The sequence below is a fragment of the Chloroflexota bacterium genome (genome assembly GCA_026710945.1).
GTDB lineage: Bacteria > Chloroflexota > UBA11872 > VXOZ01 > VXOZ01 > VXOZ01.
The window spans coordinates 51702-74958 of sequence record JAPOQA010000058.1 but is presented as its reverse complement, the minus strand read 5'-3'; the positions used below and the strand labels follow the sequence as shown (position 1 = coordinate 74958).

Annotated in this window: 21 protein-coding genes; 7 read left to right on the top strand and 14 right to left on the bottom strand. The window is 58.0% G+C overall.

Annotated features, from left to right (window positions below; genetic code table 11):
- Positions 1–59: 59 nt before the first annotated feature.
- The 3 genes from OXE05_11790 to OXE05_11780 are packed head-to-tail and all read right to left on the bottom strand — an operon-like array spanning position 60 to position 4852.
- A complete protein-coding gene (locus OXE05_11790; protein MCY4437998.1) occupies positions 60–737 on the bottom strand; it encodes an NUDIX domain-containing protein in 678 nt (225 codons plus the stop codon).
- Entirely contained in the window at positions 734–3169 is a 2436-nt protein-coding gene (recG, locus tag OXE05_11785) for an ATP-dependent DNA helicase RecG (protein MCY4437997.1), read from the bottom strand. The genes OXE05_11790 and recG overlap by 4 nt, the downstream gene beginning before the upstream one ends.
- A 6-nt stretch (positions 3170–3175) precedes the next feature.
- Complete coding sequence (locus OXE05_11780; protein MCY4437996.1) at positions 3176–4852, bottom strand: DAK2 domain-containing protein; 1677 nt, start codon at positions 4850–4852, stop codon at positions 3176–3178.
- Between the two features lie 293 nt (positions 4853–5145).
- Here OXE05_11780 and rpmB point away from each other — a divergent pair, with 293 nt between their 5' ends.
- Positions 5146–5358 (top strand): 50S ribosomal protein L28, encoded by a 213-nt coding sequence (rpmB, locus tag OXE05_11775; GenBank protein MCY4437995.1) that lies wholly within the window; start codon positions 5146–5148, stop codon positions 5356–5358.
- A gap of 182 nt (positions 5359–5540) precedes the next feature.
- Here rpmB and OXE05_11770 read toward each other — a convergent pair whose 3' ends face one another.
- The 9 genes from OXE05_11770 to coaD form a co-directional block, all read right to left on the bottom strand.
- Entirely contained in the window at positions 5541–5840 is a 300-nt protein-coding gene (locus OXE05_11770) for a hypothetical protein (protein MCY4437994.1), read from the bottom strand.
- Between the two features lie 115 nt (positions 5841–5955).
- The gene (nusB, locus tag OXE05_11765) at positions 5956–6426 is read right to left on the bottom strand and encodes a transcription antitermination factor NusB (protein MCY4437993.1); all 471 of its coding nucleotides are present in this window, start codon (positions 6424–6426) and stop codon (positions 5956–5958) included.
- Positions 6427–6535: 109 nt separating this feature from the next.
- Entirely contained in the window at positions 6536–7870 is a 1335-nt protein-coding gene (accC, locus tag OXE05_11760; GenBank protein ID MCY4437992.1) for an acetyl-CoA carboxylase biotin carboxylase subunit, read from the bottom strand.
- Between the two features lie 148 nt (positions 7871–8018).
- A complete protein-coding gene (gene fabG / locus OXE05_11755; GenBank protein MCY4437991.1) occupies positions 8019–8759 on the bottom strand; it encodes a 3-oxoacyl-[acyl-carrier-protein] reductase in 741 nt (246 codons plus the stop codon).
- Positions 8760–8912: 153 nt separating this feature from the next.
- Positions 8913–9893 carry an ACP S-malonyltransferase gene (fabD, locus tag OXE05_11750; protein ID MCY4437990.1) on the bottom strand — a complete coding sequence of 327 codons (981 nt, stop codon included), beginning with the start codon at positions 9891–9893 and terminating at the stop codon, positions 8913–8915.
- 406 nt (positions 9894–10299) lie between these two features.
- Positions 10300–10491 (bottom strand): 50S ribosomal protein L32, encoded by a 192-nt coding sequence (gene rpmF / locus OXE05_11745; protein MCY4437989.1) that lies wholly within the window; start codon positions 10489–10491, stop codon positions 10300–10302.
- Positions 10492–10521: 30 nt separating this feature from the next.
- On the bottom strand, positions 10522–11034 hold the full coding sequence (locus tag OXE05_11740; GenBank protein ID MCY4437988.1) for a DUF177 domain-containing protein: 513 nt from the start codon (positions 11032–11034) through the stop codon (positions 10522–10524).
- Positions 11035–11084: 50 nt separating this feature from the next.
- Entirely contained in the window at positions 11085–11591 is a 507-nt protein-coding gene (locus tag OXE05_11735) for an ATPase (GenBank protein MCY4437987.1), read from the bottom strand.
- Between the two features lie 84 nt (positions 11592–11675).
- Positions 11676–12155, bottom strand: coding sequence for a pantetheine-phosphate adenylyltransferase (gene coaD, locus OXE05_11730; GenBank protein ID MCY4437986.1), 480 nt, complete (start codon positions 12153–12155; stop codon positions 11676–11678).
- A 414-nt stretch (positions 12156–12569) separates the two neighbouring features.
- Between coaD and pyrR the strand changes: the two genes are divergently transcribed.
- Genes pyrR through OXE05_11700 form a run of 6 tightly spaced genes read left to right on the top strand, consistent with a single transcriptional unit; the run spans position 12570 to position 20676 of the window.
- Positions 12570–13124 (top strand): bifunctional pyr operon transcriptional regulator/uracil phosphoribosyltransferase PyrR, encoded by a 555-nt coding sequence (pyrR, locus tag OXE05_11725; protein ID MCY4437985.1) that lies wholly within the window; start codon positions 12570–12572, stop codon positions 13122–13124.
- Entirely contained in the window at positions 13125–14072 is a 948-nt protein-coding gene (locus OXE05_11720) for an aspartate carbamoyltransferase catalytic subunit (protein MCY4437984.1), read from the top strand.
- A complete protein-coding gene (locus OXE05_11715; GenBank protein MCY4437983.1) occupies positions 14069–15406 on the top strand; it encodes a dihydroorotase in 1338 nt (445 codons plus the stop codon). Before OXE05_11720 ends, OXE05_11715 begins: the two co-directional genes overlap by 4 nt.
- A 2-nt stretch (positions 15407–15408) precedes the next feature.
- On the top strand, positions 15409–16614 hold the full coding sequence (gene carA / locus OXE05_11710; GenBank protein MCY4437982.1) for a glutamine-hydrolyzing carbamoyl-phosphate synthase small subunit: 1206 nt from the start codon (positions 15409–15411) through the stop codon (positions 16612–16614).
- Positions 16611–19811 carry a carbamoyl-phosphate synthase large subunit gene (gene carB, locus OXE05_11705; protein ID MCY4437981.1) on the top strand — a complete coding sequence of 1067 codons (3201 nt, stop codon included), beginning with the start codon at positions 16611–16613 and terminating at the stop codon, positions 19809–19811. The genes carA and carB overlap by 4 nt, the downstream gene beginning before the upstream one ends.
- Before the next feature lie 25 nt (positions 19812–19836).
- On the top strand, positions 19837–20676 hold the full coding sequence (locus tag OXE05_11700) for a dihydroorotate dehydrogenase electron transfer subunit (protein MCY4437980.1): 840 nt from the start codon (positions 19837–19839) through the stop codon (positions 20674–20676).
- A gap of 292 nt (positions 20677–20968) precedes the next feature.
- On the opposite strand, the gene OXE05_11695 is transcribed toward OXE05_11700, so the two are convergent.
- Both OXE05_11695 and OXE05_11690 read right to left on the bottom strand, forming a co-directional pair.
- Positions 20969–22075, bottom strand: coding sequence for a lactonase family protein (locus OXE05_11695; protein MCY4437979.1), 1107 nt, complete (start codon positions 22073–22075; stop codon positions 20969–20971).
- A 229-nt stretch (positions 22076–22304) separates the two neighbouring features.
- On the bottom strand, positions 22305–23219 hold the full coding sequence (locus OXE05_11690) for a TIGR01777 family oxidoreductase (protein MCY4437978.1): 915 nt from the start codon (positions 23217–23219) through the stop codon (positions 22305–22307).
- Positions 23220–23257: the final 38 nt, after the last annotated feature.

Genomic DNA, 23257 nt, shown 5'->3' with positions numbered 1-23257 from the left:
TGAGACGTTGTAGTGGCGTGGTCTCTCATGTGCGCTGTCATGCCGTCGCGGCAGAGGTATCAAATCGAGACATGTGGATAACCCTTATAGAGCAGATCAGTCTGAACGCACAGCCGATAGAAATAGCGATCGGCTTGAGATGTAAAGTCGTCCGCTCGGACATCTTGTTCCGCCAGCCACGCTTCGTTAGGGTGACAGCGCTGATTGCAGAGCGCCTTAGCCGAAATCGTTTCGCGTTTTCCCGATAGAAGCTCAAGTGCGTTCGGAACGGAAATCTCTAACAAGGCCGAGACCTCGGCAGGGCTTGGCGCGAAAGAGGAGAGCGGTAGATTAGCTCGATACAAGAAAACGAACTGCACCTCATAGTCACGTACGCCGGGCTCGATATCACTCGCGGCTTGGCGTACTCCTAACGGCAAGAGATCGCTCATTGAGAGAGCGAGGCCGATCTCCTCTTGAGATTCCCGCAAGGCATCCTCTACGGACTCCCCGGCGGTCAAGTGTCCCCCAACGGTCGCATCCAGTTTCCCCGGTGACGTATCCTTGGATTCCGACCGACGCTGGAAAATCACGTAGGGCGTGCCGTTGTGGTACTGCCCCACTACCCAACAGTGGATAGACCGGTGCCAGTCGCCGTCGCGATGTACGTCCGCCCGGCGCTTGCGCAAACCCAGCGGTCGCCCCAACGAATCACAAACATCGAAAAGCTCATCGGGATCTGTATAGGATTCGCTCATGAAAGTTCGCTTTCCACACGCCAGAACGTGGCAACTCGCTGCGCGAGCCCCGCGTACCTCGGGTCTTGCAGCAGCGGATCCGCATCAAATAGCTTCCTTGCTTCCTCGCGGGCAAGCTCTAATGTAGCGAGGTCGGAGAGCTTCGCCACTTTGAGTGCCGGGAGCCCGGCTTGGCGCGTACCAAAGAACTCACCCGGCCCGCGCAGCATCAGGTCCTTTTCCGCCAGCGCGAAGCCGTCGCGTTGCTCCTCCAAGATGCGCAAGCGTTCGTTCTCCGCCGCATTGGCCGAATCAGATAGCAGAAAACAATACGATTGGTGCTCGCCGCGCCCCACGCGGCCCCGGAACTGGTGGAGCTGGGCAAGGCCGAAGCGTTCGGCGCTCTCGATCATCATCACTGTGGCGTTGGGCACGTCTATGCCGACCTCAACGACGGGCGTACTTACCAGAATGTCAGTTTCTCCTGCCGCAAACGCGCGCATGACCTTCTCTTTCTGTCTGCTGGTCAGACGCCCATGGAGCAAATCCACCTTGAGTTGCGGAAAGACTTCTTTCTGCAGGCGATTGAACTCGCTCTTGGCGGCGCGCACTTGCAATGTCTCAGACTCTTCGATGAGCGGGAAAATGATGAAGGCCTGGCGGCCTTGCGCAACCTGCTTGGCGACAAAGGCATATGCCGGTGTGCGTTTCTCCGCCGGCACCCAACGGGTCGTGATCGGCAAGCGTCCTGTCGGCATCTCTCGAATCGTGGAAACGTCCAAGTCACCGTAGAGCGTGAGCGCCAGCGAACGCGGGATTGGCGTCGCCGTCATAACCAAGACGTGAGGGTTACGACCCTTGCGCCGCAGGACTGCGCGTTGCCGCACGCCAAAACGGTGCTGCTCATCCACGACCGCCAAACCCAAGTTGTAAAACACTACGTCTTCCTGGATGACGGCGTGCGTGCCCACCAGGAGGTCTAGCGCACCTGACTCCAAGTCGGCCAGCATGACCCTGCGTTCACTCTTGCGCGTACTGCCGGTCAGCAAGGCACTGCGCACCGCGAACGGATCAAGAAAACCCTTGAAGGTCTGTAGGTGTTGTTCGGCCAGTACCTCCGTCGGCGCCATGATGACCGACTGGAGTCCGTGTTTCGCCATCTGCAGCGCCACCGCGGCCGCAACGACCGTCTTGCCGGAACCGACGTCGCCTTGCAGCAAGCGGTTCATGGCCGCCGGCTTACCCACGTCGGCGAAAATCTCGGTTAGCGCCTGCTGCTGGTGGCGCGTCAGGGAGAAGGGCAACGAGTCGAGAAACGCCTGTGAAACATCGGCGTCGACACGTACCGGAACACCGGGTTGATCGAGCTGCCACTCGCGGCGCCGTTGCAGCGTGCCAAGTTGAATGAAGAAGAATTCGTCAAAAGCAAGGCGGTGGACCGCACGCTGACGCTGCTCATTACTCTCGGGGAAATGCATCTGGCGCAGGGCTTCTTGTGCGCCCATTAGGGAATTTCGCTTCAGAATGTCTTCCGGTACAACCTCTCTTACGGCATGAACGGCCATGTCCAGCGCAGAGTGGACCCAGCGGCGCATCCACTTCGCAGAGAGATTGGCCGTCAGCGGATAGACCGGCACCAGCCGTCCCACGTGCAGCCCGTGCTCGGGGCTTTCGGCAAATTCGTACTCGGGCGAACGCAATTCCAGTCCGGAGCGGCTGATTTCCACCTTGCCTGCTACCGTAACGCGGCGCTTATTCGTGAGGCTGCGTTGTAGAAACGGTTGATTGAACCAGACCGCCTTGATGTAGCCCGTCTTGTCTGCCAAGGCAGCCTCGGTGATGACCATGCGGCCCTGGGTTACGCGCCGATTCTCCACCTGCATCACGTTGGCCATGATGGTGACTTCTTCACCGGGCTTGAGGTCGGCGATCGTCTTGATGCTGCTGCGGTCGATGTGCCGGTGCGGAAAGTGCTGGATGAGATCGCCCAGCGTAGCAAGGCCCAACTTCTCCAGGCGCTTAGCGTCTTCAGCCTTCAGCATCGGCACGACAGTAAGAGGTGAATCTAGACCTGCCTTCGGCTGCGCGCCACGTTGCTTTCGGGGCCGCGAAACCTTGGTTTCGGCCTTTGCAGCGGACGTAACGGCTTTCCGTTGGGGTGGACCGCTCTGTGGAGGAGATGCAGGGCGTGGGCTTTCGTTCAGGACGTGCAACAGGCTCTGTACGCGAGACGCTCTTTCCGATGGTTCAAGCGCGCCGTAGTCCCGCAATCCACGCTCGATTGCGGGAAGAACTTGAACATCTCTGGCGGTGTTGGTGTTCTCGGCTTGCCAGTTTGCGACAAATCGCTCTAGGCCGCCAATTACCGCGCCATCGTCATATCCCCGCTGCATCTCCTGCTCAAGAATGCGGCGCAGGATCTTGGCGCGGTCGCGAGGTTCGGAGCGGGGCATAGCACCTCACTCAAGGGTCATCAGATATGGATAGTGCGGCTGGCCGCCGGAGATGACCTCGATTTCCAGCTTTGGAAACTGCGATTGAATCTGGGCGCTAAGGGAGTTAGCCTCATCTTCTGAAACGTCTACCCCGTGATAGCAAGTGAGGAGCTCAGCAGTATCCGGTCCCATGCGCTCGACCACAGACTTAACTGCTGCGAGGAGGTCGTCATGAGAGGCGCAAACGTGGCCGCCTGCAAGTGCGAGCCATTGCCCTTGGAGAACGTCCACGCCATCCACGGTGGCATCTCGTGTGGCAAGAGTCACCGCCCCGTACTGGGTGTTCTCCGCCGCGTCCTGCATTGCGCTTTCATTCACGTCAGGGTCTTGGCTCTCTTGAAACGCCAGCAAAGCGGCGATGCCGTGTGCCGAGGAGTACGTCGGCAACACGCGAACATCTGTGTCCGACAAGTCCCGCGTCTGCTCCGCAGACAGAATCACGTTCTTATCATTCGGCAAGACAAACACGTGACGCGCATTGGTGGCCTCAATCGCCTGGAAGATCTCCTGGGTGCTCGGGTTCATAGTGGGACCGCCGCTCACCACAGTTGCGCCGATGTCTCGATAGATCTCTGCAAGACCTGTGCCATCCGCCACCGCGACCACGCACTGCTCGCGCGGCTCCGGCGCGGCTTCAGTTGGCACCACGTCGATCCCCGGCAGGTCCCCGTCAGCTAACGCTGACTGCAACCGCTCGTACTGGTCGTCCATGTTGAAGATCTCGATGCGGTGGAGGTTTCCCGCAGCGCGGGCAAGATCGAGCACGGCGCCCGGATTCTCCGTGTGCACGTGGACTCGCACCAAATCTTCGTCACCGACAACCACCACCGAGGTGCCGCGCTCGGCTACCGCGTGGCGCATCTCCATTACTTCGAGATCGGCGCCGCTCACCAAGAAACCCGTGCAATAACCGTACAGGGTTTCAGTAACCGCCGCAATCTCTGGGAGAAGCGCCCGTTCGCTGCTGGGCAGCTCCACCTGCTCAACCGACTCACCGGTGACGTATCGCCGCGCCCCTTCCAACAAGAGCCACAACGCCTGTCCGCCGGCATCCACCACGCCGGCATCCCGCAGCACGTCCAGCAACTGCGGCGTGCGGGCGACAGACCGCTCCGCGGCGGCGACGGCCGTTGCAAGCACCGCAGACATCTCAGCGTCCGGCGCGCCAGCCTCACATGCCTCCGCGGTATCGCGTGCTACGGTGAGCATCGTGCCTTCTTGCGGCTCTTGCAACGCCGCATAGGAGGAGTCGGAAGCCGAACGCAACGCCTGCACAATGCCTGGGACAGTGATTTCATCTGACTCCGCCAAGGCATCCGCAATCCCGCGCAGGCACTGGGAGAAGATAACACCTGAGTTGCCCCGCGCGCCCATCAATGCACCGCGATAGATCGCCTGGGAGACCTCGTCCGCGCGCGTGCTGCTTGCCTGTTTACCCGCCTGCAGGGCAGCTTCCAGGGTAAGGAGCATGTTGGTTCCGGTGTCGCCGTCCGGCACGGGAAAGACGTTGAGCCGGTTGATCTCCTCCTTATTGGCGGCAAGGAGATGGTATCCGTACTCCAGAGCCCCGATGAGGCTGCGCCCATCGCACTTCACAGCGATTCCTTCGCGCACTTCCTGTCCGGTCTGGGCATCATCCACGATTTCTGCATACCTCTCTGTACTTTGGAGAGACTATGTCTGCCATGTCGTTTACTGAAAACCTGGGACTACAAGCTTCTCTGGCCTGCCGTCCATTTGTGAGTCCATTCACAAACGTGCAACCGACGCAAAAACCAAGATTGCAAACTCACTCACCACGCGTCAGGATTGAGTATGGGATCGAATCTATGCTAACATTGGGGCTTGGTGACACGATCATCATAGCGATAGATGGATCGCATGGTCAAGAATAACACGGACGACCGGACTAACTGAGGACTTAGGACTAGCTCATGGCTGTTTGTAACGTATGTGGAAAAGGCGCGCAAGTAGGTCACAATATTCAGCACCAGGCTTCCGGCCAGTGGCGCTATCGTGCGCCGAAGACGCGCAAGGTGTGGAAAGCCAACGTGCAGAAAGTGCGGCTGCTCATTGACGGTCAGCTCAAGAAAGTCAACATCTGCACGCGCTGCCTCCGCACACAGGCGAAATCAACTGCGGTCTAGCTTCGCCCAAGGATGGGTGCATGCTTGCACCGGGAAACAAATAAGGAGAGGGTCGCCCTGACCTTCTCCTTTTCTACATTCCCTCGCACTGATCGCAACCCTATCCCAATTCAAGTATGCCGAGTTGTACTTGTATCATGCCTAGCATACGTTACTTGCCTCGGGCAATGTAACAATTTGAATTAGGGAAACACCTGCGACAGCGTAAAAAGCACGCCGACTGCAGCAGAAACTATCAACCCCAATTTGATGGTCATTCCTTGCTCAAGAATCTTGAGCTCTTTCTTGAGGTCTTCTTTAGTGACAAATTGCTGCAGATCGTCCCTAGTTGCAAGTCGATCTAAGTCGTTTTTGGCTGCAAATTTTTGTGCATTATCACTTACTATGCCCTCAACAAGCAATGCCAGCCTGGCAGCTTGCCTAGGATTAAAATCTCCATCTGCAAGAAACTCTCGCAATGCGTCAGAGCTGTGTACAGCCACCAATGCTCCCCTGAATGTTCTTTGCGTGCCTAACCCGGAACAGAGACTTCTGCAATTGATTCAAACATAGTATAGCAAACCGGTACCGGGGCTACCATCAAGAGTAGCAACGATCTCAAGCAGATGTGCTGTTGTCCGGGCAGTTCACCACGTCGCGTTCGTAGATTGTCGCGAGCACACCGTTTATGAAGCGGGGGGAGTTGTCGGAGGCGTAGATCTTTGCCAGTTCTACTGCTTCATTTATGACAACTTTAGGGGGTGTCTCGGGCACATAGAGCAACTCGTATACGGCAAGGCGCATGATGGCTTTGTCGACCAGCGCCATCTGACCCATGGGCCACATTGACGCGGCATGCTGAATCTTCTCGTCGATCTGCGCCAGGTGAGCGCGGACACCGGAGACGAGACCCTCCAAGAGTTCGCGCGCCTCTGCCTTGGTTTTCGCCATGTACTCCACTTTGCTCTGCACAACGTCCGGAGACTCATCAGACATGTCTAGCGCGAAGAGCACCTGCATAGCAGCCACACGCGCATGGCGGCGCGGGTGAATTCGTCTATTGGAAACATTGGCAGTACGTGCCGTCATTCGTCGTCACTCACTTTCGCTCTGCAGAGCGACCGTCCCATAGACGCGGTACTACGCAGCGCCCGCGCAGCCATGACATTGGTTTCTGCAGAGAAACAGAGTCGACCGTTCATAGGAGATTGAGCATGTTCGCATCGAAACTGCCTTCCCGGAAGCTCTGAGCATGGAGGACTTTGCGGTGGAATTCAAGGTTCGTCTTCACGCCGTCGATGACACACTCGTCCAGCGCCCGTAACATGCGTGCTATGGCCTCAGCACGATCGGGCGCCCAGGCAATTATCTTGGCAATCAGCGAGTCATAGTGAGGGGGAATTGTGTACCCGCTATAGAGGTGAGAGTCGACGCGGATGCCCGGGCCGCCGGGGGCGAGAAAGCTCGTCACTTCACCGCTTTCCGGCCGGAATTCATGTTCCGGGTCTTCGGAGGTTATCCGACACTCGATGGCATGCCCCCTGAAGCATACTTCCTGTTGGCTATACCTAAGGGTCTTACCGGCTGCAACGGCGATCTGCTCCCGAACGAGATCAATGCCGGTCGTGCTTTCCGAAACCGTATGCTCCACCTGTAAGCGGCAGTTTATTTCCATAAAATAGTAATTCAGCGCCGAATCGACCAAGAATTCCACCGTGCCCGCAGACGTATAGCCAACCGCATTGACTCCTTGCAGTGCCGCCGTGGCGATGGCTTCCCGTACCGAGGAATCGAGCACCGGCGACGGCGACTCCTCGATGAGCTTTTGATACCGCCGCTGAATGGTGCAATCGCGTTCGCCCAGTTGGATCGCGTTGCCTTGACCGTCCCGGAGGATCTGAACCTCAATGTGGCGGGCAGGAGAGATGTACTTCTCCAAATACAGCCGCGCGTTGCCGAATGACGCTTGAGCTTCCGCCTGGGCCACCGGAAACGCCGTCGCCATCTCTTTCTCATCGCCCACGAAGCGTATGCCTCGTCCCCCGCCGCCTCCGGCCGCCTTGAGTACCACCGGGTACCCAATGGAATCAGCATCCTCCAGAGCATCCGCTGCATTCCTGACCGGGGAGTCCCGGCCAGGAATAACGGGCAGACCCGCTTTGCGCATCTCCGCCTTGGCATTGGTCTTGTCACCCATCGCGTGAATGACGTCCGGACTGGGACCGATGAAGGTAATGCCGTATTTCTCGCAGATCTCGGCAAAGTACGTGTCTTCTGCCAAGAAGCCAATGCCAGGGTGAATGGCCTCGGCGCCCGTAATGAAGGCGGCACTAATGATGCTCGGTACATTCAAATAGGACTTGCTCGCGGGGGCAGGTCCAATGCATACGGCTTCATCGGCCAAATGGACCGGTAAAGACTCACGGTCCGCATCCGAGTAAGCCACTACCGTGGAGATTCCTAACTCACGACAGGCCCGAATCACTCGGAGCGCCGTCTCGCCGCGATTGGCTATGAGGATTTTTTGAAACACCAAACTACCTAGGTTTAGTTTTGTGGCAGCCTTAGAGAGGGTCTCCGCCTGCACAGCATCTGACCTCGCCGTACTGTAGCTCCTGGCCCCTCTTCTTACAATCGTCAAGGCCCATGGTGGCGTGCCGCTTCAGACGATTCACTCGCCTCTAATACATCATAATGCCGCCGTCTACGATGAGTATCTGACCCGTAATATACGAAGCTTCCTCAGAAGCCAGGAAGGCAACGGCAGCCGCAAGCTCGTGGGGATCGCCATAGCGTCCCAGGGGGATAATCTTCAGAATTGTATCGACCGTGTCTTCCGGAATAGAGTCCGTCATGGGGCCGCCGAAATAGCCCGGCGCAACACAATTCGCCGTAACGTTTCGCGTCGCCACTTCGCGCGCGAGCGACCGTGTAAACCCCCAGAGCCCGGCCTTGGAGGCAGAATAGTTCGCCTGACCCGGCGCGCCCATGAAACCGCCAATCGAGGAGACATTGACGATACGTCCGTAGCGCGTCCGCAGCATGTTGCGCACAACCGCCTTACTGCAAAGGAACGCCGATTTCAGATTGGTATCGACCACAGCATCCCAATCTGCTTCAGACATGCGCACGAACAATGTATCCCGCGTAATGCCGGCATTGTTGACGAGAATGTCTATCTGTCCGCAATCGTTGTGGACGGACTTGACCATATCTTCAATTTCGTCGGAATTGGTTACGTCAGCCCGGGCTGCGCTGGCGCTGCCACCTTCCGCGGCGATATCTGCTACGACTCGCTCAGCCGCCTCAGCGCCACTATGGTAGTGCACAACCACGTGAGCCCCCTCTTTGCCAAGCCGCGCGCAAATGGCTGCACCTAAATGACCGGACCCGCCAGTGACCAGCGCAACCCGCCCTTTCATAGTTCATCCTTCACGTAGTTAGACTGCTGTTTGCCTGAATACTTCGACCTGAATGCATTCGCGCACAGAATTATGCAAACTACCTGAATCGCTCAACACAGTTTCGGACTGGCCTAACACTCGTGCCGGCGCTTCAGTATGACTACACCAGGTCTATGCGACCACGCCGGATTCGGCTGCGCGCAGGGCCGCTTGCTGGGAATCTATCGCCGTTGCCGTGGTTGCCGGAGCGATGCTCCCGATCATTTTGGTCAGGACGGCGCCCGGCCCAAACTCATAGATTGGATTCAGGTTTCTTCGCAAGAGCATGTCTATTGTCGCTGCCCAGCGCACCGGAGACGTGACCTGCACAGAAAGTTCGTGCCGCAAGGCCTCCACCGTGGTAGCGATATTGGCGGTTGTATTGGCTACGACTGGAATACACGGCGGCAGGAGCGGCGCTGCAGCTACCGCGGCTCGCCATTCATCCTGCACCGGCGCCATCGCCTGCGTGTGAAATGCGCCGCCAACCCTTAAAGGCACGATGCGCCGTGCGCCGTGTTCCTTCAGCAGAACGATGGCGCTGTCCAATCCAGCCTTATCTCCTGCGATGACAACCTGTTGAGGCGTATTGAAAGTGGCAATAGTCACAATGCTCCGCACATCAGCGCTCCGCGCTCGCGCGCAGAGCTGCATGACAACCTGGGGCGAGACGCCAATCACAGCCGCCATTCCGCCTGGCGCGTCTGCAACAGCGCGTTGCATAAGCTCTCCTCGAGTCTGCACCAGCCGCAGCCCGTCCTCCAATGAGAGCGCCCCGGCTGCATACAGGGCGGTGAATTCACCGATACTATGTCCGGCAACCAAAGCAGGCTGCAGCGCGTCCGGCAGATCCGTTACTGCCTCCACGCCACAAGCCTCCAGATAGGCAGCCAAGCATGCGGCACTGGCAGTGAAAATGGCAGGTTGCGCGTTACGCGTTTCGGAGAGAACTCCGAGCGGGCCCTCGAAGCTCAGCGCTGTCAATTCCGTGCCCAGGACGTCATCCGCAGCAGCGTAGACACGCTTTGCAGCAGCAGAGTGTGCCGCTACATCCGCGCCCATGCCTACTCGTTGCACGCCTTGACCCGGGAAAATGTATGCTCTACTTCCCATCGCTCCATTTCCGATCTGCACAAGTAGCGCTGCAAGGCACTTCTGCCCCGCCATGCTGACTTTCATCCAGCCAACGCATCAAGATTCCACTCTATGACACTGTACACGCTTTGGCCGAATCCCATTTGCAGCAACACCTGATTGCACATGGAATGGGCGAGTGGGTGGGGACCAATTACTTAACCCAATTTGGGCATCCTGCCCCCAGCATGCCGAAGCTAGTCATTGAGAACATGACCCGGAGTTGGCGCCTCGCCACTTTGAGGAATGCAGAAGCCCGGTACAATACGACAAGCAAAACATGCCGGACCACAACTTCCAACCCATGCGGCACTTGACCGCACCATGGCAAAGCGTGCAATTGCGGCAATGCGGAAAGCAGGCAGGATACCGTCAAGAATTGGCCCTAGGAGCCCGGAGTTTCTATCTCCAAGACTTCCTGACCGCGGTAGTAACCGCAAAACGAGCATACCGTGTGGGAAGGCACCGGTTGGCGGCACCTCGGACACGCTATCAAATGCACGCTCAGGTTGTTCAGATGCGAGCGTCGTTTGCCTTGTCGCGAACGCGAAATCTTCTTCTTTGGTTGTGCGCCCATTGTCACCTCACAAATATCATGCGCTCATCTTCACGCCGGTCGCTCTTGCCCCATTTTCTGCAGCATATCCTGCAATGGCGCCAATCGCACGTCCGGCGTCTCATCCACACACCTACAAAAACTATTATTCCGATCGCCGCCGCACTCCGGACATATACCGAGGCAATCCGGCTGGCACCGGGGCATAAGCGGTTGGCCGATCTCTATGTACTGTCGAACCGCCTCGCTGAGGTCTAGACGGTCGACACTTTCAATGAGAAACTCGGATTCTATGTCATCGTGATCGAGTCGAATTGCCTTACCCGTTGCCAGGTCGAAGACCGGGTAGTACATCTCTTCAAACTGAATTAGCACATCTTCATCAAAAGCGTCTAAGCACCGGCAACATAGTAATTCTATCGTAGCATGTAGATCACTTCTGACAACAATGCCTTTCCCCGCATGGGCCAATTCAATCGTGCCTTCAATTGGTGTGACAAGGGAAATGTCTTTCCAATTGGGAAGGAACCCTTCAATCTCGTGACTACGCAACGTGCCAGACATATCTTGGAGAAGCCCGGCCACATTTAAGGTCAGCCTATCCATGGCTTGTCTTACTCTGCCGAACCCTGCGAGCTACGATCGCCTCTTGTGCGAGCGGAAGTAACCGTCTCAGGTTCCGTATCTGCCATCGCTTCCAGGAAAATCTGCACGCGCTCATGCAGTTGTTCAAGTCGTGTGCGCAGATCGGTCAAGGACCGCACAGCGTAGGCGTCCGATTCTCGCTGGATTTCACTCGCCTGCTCTTCGGCTTCCTCCACAATCCCGCGCGCGTTATCTTCCGCCGCGCGAACGAGGCCGTGCTCGGAGAGTATCTCCTCCGCCTGCTCATGGGCAATCGCCACAATGCGTTCGGCCTCCAGGCGCGCCTGTTCGGGGATGCGGCTGCGCTCCTGAAGCATGCGCCTTGCTTGCCGCACTTCATCAGGCACTGACATTCGCATCTGCGCAATAACGTCGAGGCACTCTTGCTCGTCTAGCATAATCTTATTGACAAAGGGAACCCGTTGGCCTGTGTTGACGAGAGCCTCTAAACGTTCAATTAGTGCAAAAATGTCCATCCTGGCTACCCCTTTTGTCATCCGCCCGTCTCATGCGTTCATCACAGATAACCCATATCCCACATGAAGCCGTGCTATGAGCCTTCACATAGTCTGCACCTCACGCAATCGTGCCGCAACCACCTCCGGTACGAATGCGTCAACATTTCCACCTAGCTTGGCGACTTCTTTAACAAGACTCGCGCTTAAAAATGAATACTTCACCGATGTCATGAGGCAGACGACTTCAAGGTCGGGACGAAGTTGCTGATACATGGCGGCAAGCTGAAACTCATACTCAAAATCCGTTACCGCCCGCAACCCTCGTACCAGCACTTGCGCGCCGAGTTCATGCGCACACTCCACCGTAAGGTTCGCAAAGCTCCTTACCTCAACATTGGGCCACTGCTTCACGGCCGTCGTAAGCATTTTCACGCGGTCTTCTAAGGAAAAGAGCACATCCTTCCTGGGATTTGCATAGACTCCAACGAAAAGCCCATCGAAGATTCGAGACGCCCTGGCAATTATATCCATGTGTCCGTTCGTAACTGGATCAAAGCTCCCAGGATAGAGCGCCGTGGGCACGTTTTTCGCTGCCTTTCCCGTGCTAGTCGAACCACATTATATAGCAATCGTTGCATAGCATCATACTAGTGCTCAACGACACTAGCAAATCATGCTACCGCAACAGAGAAGCGCCGGTTACACTTCCCTGCGGTATTCTACCAACGACGGAAATACTTTTCAAATCCCAATTGTAGGGTGTTATGGTTGTTGCTACCGCAAGTTCTCACTTGCTTCTGGCCAATTGCACAGGCTGGCGATGTCTGTTATTCTAGACTGAAGAAAACTTCTCTTTAAACCCGTCCCGCGAGGCAGGTAAGAGGGGCCCAGATATACTTGGATGCTTCTTGCCTGCCTGCAGGCAGGAAGTTTTTTTGTGCGTAGAGCACGGAGCACATGACCGGCGCTATGCCGCCTACTGGCGACGAGGAGCATATGACGGCTTCGGGGAAAGTCCTACTCCAAGCGGCAGAGATTCGCCGCGCGCTCTCGCGCATCGCCCATGAAATCGTGGAGCACAACCGCGGCGCTGAAGACATTGTATTGGTTGGCATTCAAGCCCGGGGCGCGCCGCTGGCCCGGCGGCTTGCCGGCAGCATTGAGGCCCATGAGGAAGTAGCCGTCCCGGTCGGCCGGCTGGACATCACCCTTTACCGCGACGACCTCGAGCGCGAGCACTTTCGCCCTAACGTGCGCGAGACGCAAATTCCCGTGGATCTCACAGAGAAGCACGTCGTCCTCGTCGATGACGTTCTCTATACAGGACGTACGATTCGCGCTGCCATGGATGCGGTAATGGACTTCGGCCGTCCGCGTTCGATCCAGCTTGCCGTACTCATCGACCGCGGTCACCGTGAGTTGCCAATTCGCGCCGACTATGTGGGTAAGAATGTTCCTACATCTCGTGTGGAGGAAATAGAACTACACCTCTTGGAAACCGACGGCATGGACGAGATTGTCTTAGTCTCCACACCGCAGGAGGACGCCTAGATGCCTCTGGCGCATAGAGACCTCCTCGATCTCGATGACTACTCGTCCGAGGAAATCATGCTCCTGCTGGAGACTACCTCCGCCATGACGGAAATTCTGTCCCGACCGATCCGGCGGGTGCCGACATTACGCGGCAAGACTATTGTCAACATGTTCTATGAAGCCAGTACCCGCACGCGCTCCTCATTTGAGTTGGCAGCGAAGAACCTCTCCGCCGATCTTGTTAATGTATCCGCGAGCCAAAGCAGTGTCGACAAGGGCGAGTCGTTGGTTGATACTATGCGCACCCTACAAGCGCTGGGTGCAGACATGATAGTCATGCGCCATTGGGAAGCCGGCGCGCCCTACCTCGCCGCGTCCTGGCTAAACGCTTCCGTCATAAATGCTGGAGATGGCTGGCACGCCCATCCCAGTCAAGCTCTGCTCGATCTCTATACGGTCCAGCAGCGGCTTGGCACTCTCGAAGGATTGAAGCTCGTAATCGTGGGTGACATCTTACATAGCCGCGTGGCGCGATCCAATCTCTGGGGTTTTGGCAGATTGGGGGCCGAGATTGTGCTCTGTGGGCCGCCCACCCTTCTCTCACCTGAGATCCTCGGCATTACTGAGGACATGCCTCAAGTTTCGATTTCATATGATCTCGATGCAGCGATCGTGGACGCAGACGTCGTTATGATGTTGCGTCTGCAGCGCGAACGCATGGCAAGTGGGTTGTTGCCTTCCTTGCGTGAATATGCCGTCCGATTCGGACTCACCCGCCGGCGGTTGCAGCGCGCTCGTCCCAATGCGCTCATAATGCACCCCGGCCCTATGAACCAGGGCGTGGAAATCTCGCCTGAGCTTGCGTACGGCGAGCAGGCCGTTATCGAGGAACAGGTAACTAACGGCGTCGCGGTACGGATGGCAATATTCTATTTGCTCGCAGGCACGGCGGAGCGGTTGGTATGACCAATAGCTGGCTGATCACAGGGACACGGGTGCTCGATCCGGCGAACAACCTCGACCGTGTGCAAGACGTGCTGATCAGAGACGGTAAAGTCGCGGAAATCAATGAGTCACTCTCTGCGGCAGACTATCCCGTTATTGAAGCGGGCGGACTTGTACTCACACCGGGATTCGTGGACCTGCACTGTCATCTGCGTGAACCAGGCTTCGAATACAAGGAGACAATTGCTTCCGGCACGCTGGCAGCCGCTCGTGGCGGCTTTTCCACTGTCTGCAGCATGGCGAATACGGATCCGGTAGTGGACACCCCGGCAACTATCGAGCTCATTTTGGAACGCGCGCGGGAATCCGCGTCCGCGCGGGTGTTTCCTCTCGCTGCCGTGACCCAGGGCTTAGAAGGCACGCAGCTCGTGGAAATGGCGGCACTGGCAGACGCGGGCGCTGTTGCTTTTTCCGATGACGGCATGCCGGTAGCCGATGCTCGCATGATGCGACACGCGCTCGAATACAGTCTTCTCGTTGGAAAGCCTATCGTAAACCACTGCGAAGACCCCTCTCTCGCCCAAGAGGGCGTCATGCATGAAGGCCTGACTTCCTTGCGACTGGGACTGCGCGGGATGCCGGCCGAAGCTGAGGAGACGATGGTGGCGCGGGACGCTCTCTTGGCGCGTCGCACCGGCGCCCACATTCACATCGCCCACGTCTCGACGCGTGGCAGCGTCGAGATCATCCGTGCAGCGAAGCAACAAGGCATTCGCATTACCGCCGAGGTAACGCCTCACCATCTCACGCTTACCGATTCGCTTGTTGCTCAGAGACTGCAAGAAGACGCAGGCGTGGGTCTTGCTTACGACACGCACGCCAAAGTCAAACCGCCTCTCCGCGCTCAAGCAGACATTGAAGCCCTCATTGAGGCTTTGAACGATGGCACAATCGACGCGATTGCCACGGACCACGCACCCCACAGTACAACCGACAAGCTCTGCGAGTTTAGCGAAGCGGCCTCAGGCATCTCGTGTCTAGAAACTGCATTCTCGCAAGTTTTTCAGTTGGTGCAAAACGGCAGGGTTTCTCTGCAAACACTAATAAGCAAACTGACGTCAGAACCCTCCCATGTGTTTGGCCTACCGACGGGAATGATCACGGTAGGAGCACCGGCGGATTTAGCCCTGCTCGATCTCGGTGCCGCGTGGACCGTAGACCCTGAAAAGTTTGCTTCGAAAGGCAAGAACACGCCGATCGCGGGAACAACGCTCCCCGGCTGTGTCGCGATGACGTTCGTCGACGGGAGGCTCGTCCATACGGCTGACGGCTACAGACCAGGAGGTGCACAGTAAACGTGTCAGACGCAGATACCTATCCTCACGCCCTGCTCGCCTTGGAAGACGGCAAAGTCTTCTTCGGCCGGGCATTCGGCTCTGCCAAGGATGCCGCCGGCGAGCTTTGCTTCAATACAAGCATGACCGGCTATCAGGAAATCTGTACCGACCCGTCCTACCGCGGGCAAATCGTCACCCTGACGTATCCGCTCATCAATAACTACGGTGTCACTCCGGTTGACATGGAGTCGGTAAATCCATGGCTATCGGGTCTCGTTGTGCGAGAACTCTGTACTCATCCCAGTAACTGGCGGGCGACGGATGAACTCGACGCATTCCTGGCAGACAACAATATTCCCGGAATATTTGGTCTGGATACGCGCGCGATTACCCAACACCTGCGCACATACGGCTTCAAACGGGCCGTCCTTGCGGTAGCGCCGCCAGACGTGTTGCCGGATGATGCCTACGATCCTTATCTTTGGTCGAGTGGCCGAACCACGGGCATTGAATCGTACGTAAATGACTGTGTCGCGCGCGCCCGGCACGTCACTCCGCTCTCGGACCACGACGTCGTGGGCGAGGTCTCGGTAAATTCAGGTGAGCATACCTCTCACGCGCCCTGGGAACCGTGGCAACTGCCGCCACAGTCCGCCGCGCAGAAACGCCTTGTCCTGATCGACACCGGGGGCAAACACAATATTGCCCGTTCCCTTACAAGCCGAGGCGCCGAGGTCCTGTGGGTGCCGTACGGCACTCGATATGAGGAGATTTGCAGTCTGGATCCGGACGGAATCGTTGTATGCAATGGTCCGGGCGATCCGGAAGTCGGCGCGGTCGCCGCAACCGTCGAGACTACGGCTCGGCTCATGCATCGCTATCCGATGTTGGGCATCTGTTTGGGCCACCAGATTATCGCGTTGGCCGCGGGCGCCCGAGCAAGCCGCCTCAAATTTGGTCACCGCGGCGCCAATCACCCGGTGCAGGATACGGAGAGCGGGAAGGTGCACATCACCACCCAAAATCATGGTTTTCAAGTTGACGCGAGCAGCATCCCTGAAGAGTCCGGATTCCGCGTCAGCCACATCAGTCTCAATGATGGGTCGGTCGAAGGCCTTCGCCACCAGGACTTGCCAATTCTAAGCGTGCAATACCATCCTGAGGCTTGCCCCGGACCACAAGACAATCAATATGTATTTGACGAATTTGTAGAACTCCTTTCATGACGAATAGACCATCCAAGGTACTAATTGTCGGTTCAGGCCCAATCATCATCGGCCAGGCCGCTGAGTTTGACTACGCCGGAACGCAGGCATGCAAGGCCATGCGCGAAGAAGGCGTGACCTCCGTTCTCGTCAACTCCAATCCCGCGACGATTATGACCGATGAGGACATCGCCGACGTAGTCTACATCGAGCCGCTCACCGTTCCCGTCATCGAGCGCATCATTGCGCACGAGCGGCCCGACGGACTCATCCCCACGCTCGGCGGCCAGACCGGTCTCAATCTCGCCGTAGCTTTGGCCGAAGCGGAAGTCTTGGAAAAGTATGATGTGCGACTGCTGGGCACGCCCTTATCAGCGATCCGGAAAGCGGAAGATCGAGAACTCTTCCGGCAAACCATGACTCAGATCGGCGAACCCATTCCCGCCAGCAAGACTGTCCACTCCGTGCAAGAAGCGGAAGCATTCGTGGCTACTATTGGGATGCCCGTCGTCATCAGGCCTGCCTATACGCTGGGGGGCACCGGCGGCGGCATCGCCCGTACGGCTGCAGAGGTGCAAACGGTAGTTGCAGGCGGCCTTTCCGCCAGTCCAATCAACCAGGTGCTGGTGGAGGAGTACTTGCTCGGCTGGAAAGAAATCGAATACGAAGTCATGCGCGATAGCGCGGACAACTGCATCACCGTGTGCAACATGGAGAATTTCGACCCCATGGGCGTGCATACCGGTGATTCAATAGTGGTCGCGCCAAGCCAGACCTTAAGCGACCGTGAATATCAGATGCTTCGTACCGCGTCGCTCAACATCATTCGGTCGTTGGGCATTGAGGGGGGGTGCAACGTGCAGTTGGCGCTGGACCCCCATTCATTTGCCTATCGCGTTATCGAAGTTAATCCTCGTGTAAGTCGCTCATCCGCTTTGGCGTCTAAGGCAACCGGCTACCCGATTGCGCGCATGGCGGCCAAGATCGCTATTGGCCGTACCCTTGACAAGCTGCCGAATCCTATCACGGAGAAGACCACCGCTGCGTTCGAACCGGCCCTTGACTACGTCGTGGTCAAAATTCCGCGCTGGCCGTTCGACAAGTTTCCGTCGGGTGACCGCATGCTGGGCACGCAGATGAAGTCCACCGGCGAAGTAATGGCCATTGACCGCACCTTGGAGGCTGCGCTGCAAAAGGCGGTGCGCGGCCTCGAAATCGGCGATCGCAGTCTCATGTGGGAAGACGAACAGTGGCAAGGAGAACCGGAAGCCATCTGGGGGCACATCACGGAAGCCAGCGATCTGCGACTTTGGGCAATCATGAGCGCGTTGCGGCGCGAAGTTAGCATTGAGGAAGTCTCCCGCCGCTCCCACATCGACCCGTTCTTCATCCATAAACTGGCTGCTATCCGCGACATGGAACAGCGCCTCCTGGCCGAACCGCTCACACCGGGTTTGCTCTGGGAGGCGAAGCGACTAGGGTTTGCCGACTCCCAAGTCGGCACCTTGGCCGATGTGCTCCCGACACGTGTGCGCGAGATGCGGAAACAGTGGGGCATCGTGCCGGTGTACAAGATGGTAGATACCTGCGCCGCCGAATTTGAAGCTCGAACGCCGTACTTCTACAGTACGTACGAGATTGAAAACGATGCGCCGTCCTTGACAGCGGCAAGAGCCGCCGTAGTTGGTTCCGGGCCGATCCGCATCGGCCAGGGCATTGAATTCGACTATTGCTCCGTTCATGCGGCATGGGCGCTCGACAGCGCAGGCGTGCAGAGCATCATGGTAAATAGCAATCCCGAGACCGTATCCACCGACTTCGATACGTCCGATCGCCTCTACTTTGAACCGCTGGACACGGAGAGTGTCCTGAATGTCCTCGATAACGAGGGCGTGCCGCCAACCATTGTGCAATTTGGCGGGCAGACGGCCATCAATCTCGCCGAACCGCTTACCATGGAGAACGTCACACTGGCGGGAAGCGGCGTGTCCGCGATCGACCTCGCTGAAGACCGCCGCAAATTCGAGGCGTTCCTGGACCGGCTTGGCATCCCGCAGCCTCCCGGCGCCGCCGTGACCAACGTTGATGATGCTCTTTCCGTTGCTTCAAACATCGGCTATCCGGTGCTCGTGCGGCCCTCGTATGTGCTCGGAGGCCGGGCAATGGAAATCGTAAATACGCCGGAAGACCTCAAGAGCTATGTGGCAACTGCCGTGCAGCTCTCTACACGACATCCCGTCCTAGTCGACAAGTACCTCCAAGGCAAGGAAGTCGAGGTAGACGCAATTTGCGACGGAAAGACAGTGCTCATACCCGGCGTCATGGAGCATATCGAACGCGCCGGTGTGCATTCGGGCGATAGTTTTGCCGTCTATCCGCCCCGAGACCTTCACGAACACTTAGAACAAACCATCGTTGACTACACGACGCGCATCTGCCTGGAGCTGGGTGTCTTGGGGCTGGTAAACATCCAGTATGTGATCTTCCAAGACGAGGTTTTCGTGCTTGAAGTAAATCCGCGGTCAAGCCGCACGGTGCCCTTCCTCAGCAAAGTAACCGACGTGCCCATGGTGCGCCTTGCCACACTCACCATGCTCGGCAAATCACTGGAAGACATGGGCTACGGTAGCGGCCTCCGGCCCAAGCAACCTCTGGTCGCCGTGAAAGCGCCGGTGTTCAGCATGGCAAAGCTGCGCGGCGTGGAAACATCAGTGGGACCCGAGATGAAATCCACCGGTGAAGTAATGGGAGTGGACGTCACCTTCGAAGCAGCGCTCTATAAGGCGATGGTGGCTTCCGGGCTGAATGTGCCCGCGGGCGGCACGTTCTTGCTCTCCATCGCCGATGCCGACAAAGACGCCATCCATCCCATCGTGCGCCAACTTGCCGCTGCCGGGTACAAGTTCATGGCTACCGAAGGTACCGCCGCCATGTTGGAGTCGATGGGCATTCCCGTACGCATGATCAGCAAACGCCTGCAAGGCACGCCCAACGTGGTGTCGGTAATTCGGGAGGGCGAAGTGCAAGCCGTCATAAACTCGCTCACCGGGGGACGCGCGGTGCTGCAGGACGGTTTCTTTATCCGTCGAGCCGCCGTCGAGCGCCAAATTCCTTGCCTGACGTCGCTAGACACGTCCCGCGCTCTGGCAACTGCGCTTTCGCTGCAGCAGGATGCCTATCAAGTGCGGCCCCTGTGGGCGTATCGCGATCAAAGTTGATGGAAGAGCAAGACTTGCGTTTGCTATGAGCGTTGTTCAAGAACGAGCGAGGGTCATTTCCAACGAGCCCGTCGCTGACGGTCTCTTGATAGTCCGGCTGCACTCGCCGCAGATTGCCGCGCAGTGCCAACCCGCGCAATTCGTCCACGTGCGTTGCGGTGACGGCATCGATCCGCTCCTGCTGCGTCCCTTCAGCATGCTGACGGTGGACCGGGAAGCGGGCACGCTCGACATCCTCTATCAAGTGGTCGGACGCGGCACGGAAATCCTCCAGAACCGGCGAGCCAGTGATGAAATCCTGCAGCTTGGCCCCTTGGGCAAGACTTTCACCACGCCGCCCAACCAAAGCAATCTCCTGATGATTGGGGGCGGCATCGGCATAGCACCGTTGGTCTTTTTGGCGGAGACGATGATTGCGCAGGGCTACACCGTCACATTGCTGGCGGGCGCCCGCACCGCCGCCCGCCATCTCCCTGCCGAATACGTGCCGCCTGAAGTGGAGTACGTGCTGGCAACCGAAGATGGTTCGGCAGGCCATCACGGTCACGTAACGGATCTCATTGCCGAATACTATCTCTGGAGTGACGCCGTCTACGTCTGCGGCCCGTGGCCGATGATCGCGGCAATAGACGCAGCATATCAAGCACGCGCTTGGGGCTGGAACAGCAAAAAGCCCATCCAGGTCTCGTTAGAGAACCAGATGGGCTGCGCCATGGGGGTCTGTCTCGGGTGCGTCGTCACGACACCCCGCGGCTACCAGCGCGTCTGTCGCGACGGTCCGGTGTTCCCGTTGCGCGACTTGCATCGAGAAATCGCCTCTCGACCGGAGCATAGTGTGAGACAGACCGAGACCATGGGCCGGTAAATCTCCATCTTCGCTCCGCAACGAAGCGAAGAGACTACCATGCCACTGACGGGATGCCGTCTCTTGGCGCGCCGGATCTCTCGATCCCCTCGCAGAACATCAGATGGATTCCTGCTTTCGCGGGAGTAACGGGCTAGGGGTCATCTCTCTCTATGCGTCTCGACTCGGTTAAGGAGCGCTTGCAGCGCATACTCGTGATTCATTGACCAGCCGTAGCGCGGGGGCTTGTCCCCCGCATTCCCGTCCAAACGAAAACGCGAATTCGGTAGAGCAGCTCAGAGTGCCAAGAACGTCATGGCGTCGCGAACTTCAAGCAGACCGGTGTCGGCACCGAGGCAACGTGTCCCGTGGGTTTGAGCTCCCCTGATTCTGCGTCTATCCGGAACGTGACGATTGAGTCCGTATCCTGGTTTGCCGCCAGCAAGAACGTGCCCGTCGGATCGATGACAAAATTGCGCGGTACTTCGCCGAGCGTGGATTGGTGACCGATAAGCGTGAGCGTGCCGTCTGCATCGTTCACCCCGTAGATGACAATGCTGTCATGTCCGCGATTGGAACCATAGACAAATTTCCCATTCGGGTGCACATGCACGTCGGCGGTATGGCTTGTTGGCTCGAAGTCCGGCGGCAGTGTGGGGATTGTCTGCAGCTCATTCATCGCACCGCGTACTTGATCGTACGCGAAGACCGTCATAGTGTTACCGATTTCATTGATCACGTAGACTGTGCGGCCGTTGGGATGAAAGTCAAGGTGACGCGGCCCGGCGCCTGCGTGCACCGTAGCAAACGGCGGGTCAGCCGGCGGCAGCTTTCCGTTCTCCAGGTCCAGCCCATAGACGAGCACCTGATCTAGACCAAGATCACACGCCAGGGCAAAACGGTTTGCGGGATCGGGCGTGAATGAGTGCCCGTGAGGCTCTCCTTGACGATCAGGATTCACACTCGAGCCTACATGCTGCACCCAGTCCGTTGCCGGACCCAAACGCCAATCCTCCGTGATAGGCAGGATCGCCACACTTCCGCCCGTATAGTTCGCGGTAATAACGTATTTGCCGGTCTGCTCTACGCTCACGTGGCAGGGACCAGCGCCCTGGGACGACTGCCGGTTGATAAACTCAAGCCCGCCGGTCGCGTGGTCCACCGCAAACGTGCTCACCGCGCCGCCAGCATGCCCGTCAATCTCAGGAACCGCGTTCACCGCATATAGCACGGGGAGCTCCGGATGGAGCGCGAGATATGATGGATTCGGCACGTCCGGCACCGTGTGAACTAACTCCACAGCGCCGGTAGTCATGTTCATCCGGCAGACGTAGATCCCTTCCGCTCCGCCACCGTGATCGTCGACGCCGGTAAACGTGCCGACATAGAGAAACCTGGCCTCTGCAGAGCGTGCATTCATGTTAGCTAACCTCATTTCGAGTTCTTCAATGGCTCACAGCGGTACCATACCGCATATACGTCGCCGGCGCGCAGCGACTATTCGGCGCATGCATCAGCACCTAAGCACCTTGCCCGATATGGCATTTGCTTCCTGGGCCAAGAGGCGGGGGACAAGCCCCCGCGCTACGCCTTGTCCAAGAGAATTGAGCGTACACTGGTAAAAAGCGCACTATACACGGGTCAGGCGCTTAGGTCTCTGCGCGCAGGATAGCGCTCAATGCGTCCTCAACAACAGGATACCGAAACTCGAACCCGGCGCCAGTCAACCGCGCGGGCACCGCGCGTTGCCCGTGCAACACTATGTCCGCCATTTCGCCCATGCCAAGGCGGAGAGCCCAAGGAGGCACACGGAAGAGCGACGGACGCCTCAATGTTCGCCCCACGGCGCTGGCAAAGTCAGCAAACCGCACAGGTTGGGGCGCACACACATTCACGGGCCCCGAGATATGGTCATGTGTTAAGAGAAACGCAATTGCCCGCACCGTATCCTCGATGTGTATCCAGGGCACCCACTGGCGGCCGGTGCCCAGGGCGCCCCCCGCGAAGAAGCGAAACGGCAGCGCCACGCGCGGCAGCATACCGCCTTCCATACTCAGGGAAACCCCCATGCGCAGCAGCACCCGCCGTGTCGATGACTCTTCGACCGCCGCTGATGCGTGTTCCCACTCCTGAGACAATTCGGCGAGAAAGTCGGACCCCGGCGCCTGCTGCTCATCTACTTCCTTGCCGGTATTCCCGTAATAGCCCACTGCGGAGGCCTGGAGGAGCACGGCCGGCTGCCGCGGCGCAGCGCGGATTGCGGCCACTATTCCGCTGGTAGACCGTATCCGGCTATCACGCAATCTTCGTTTCTGCGCAGGTGTCCAGCGCCTGCCGGCAATGCTCTCCCCGGCAAGGTTTACCACCGCGTGCGCGCCGTCTACCAGATCGACCAAGCCTTCGCTGCCGCTGCCGTCCCAGTATGCGACATCGGCGCCATCAGGAAGCTTCGGCACCTTCAATGGCTGCCTGGATAAGACAACGGCGGAATGGCCTTGCGCGCACAGGTGATGAGTCAGCGCACGACCGATCAAGCCGCTGCCACCCGCGATGATCACACGCATCTATCTCCCTCCTCCTGTTTCCACCCTAAGACCGAACG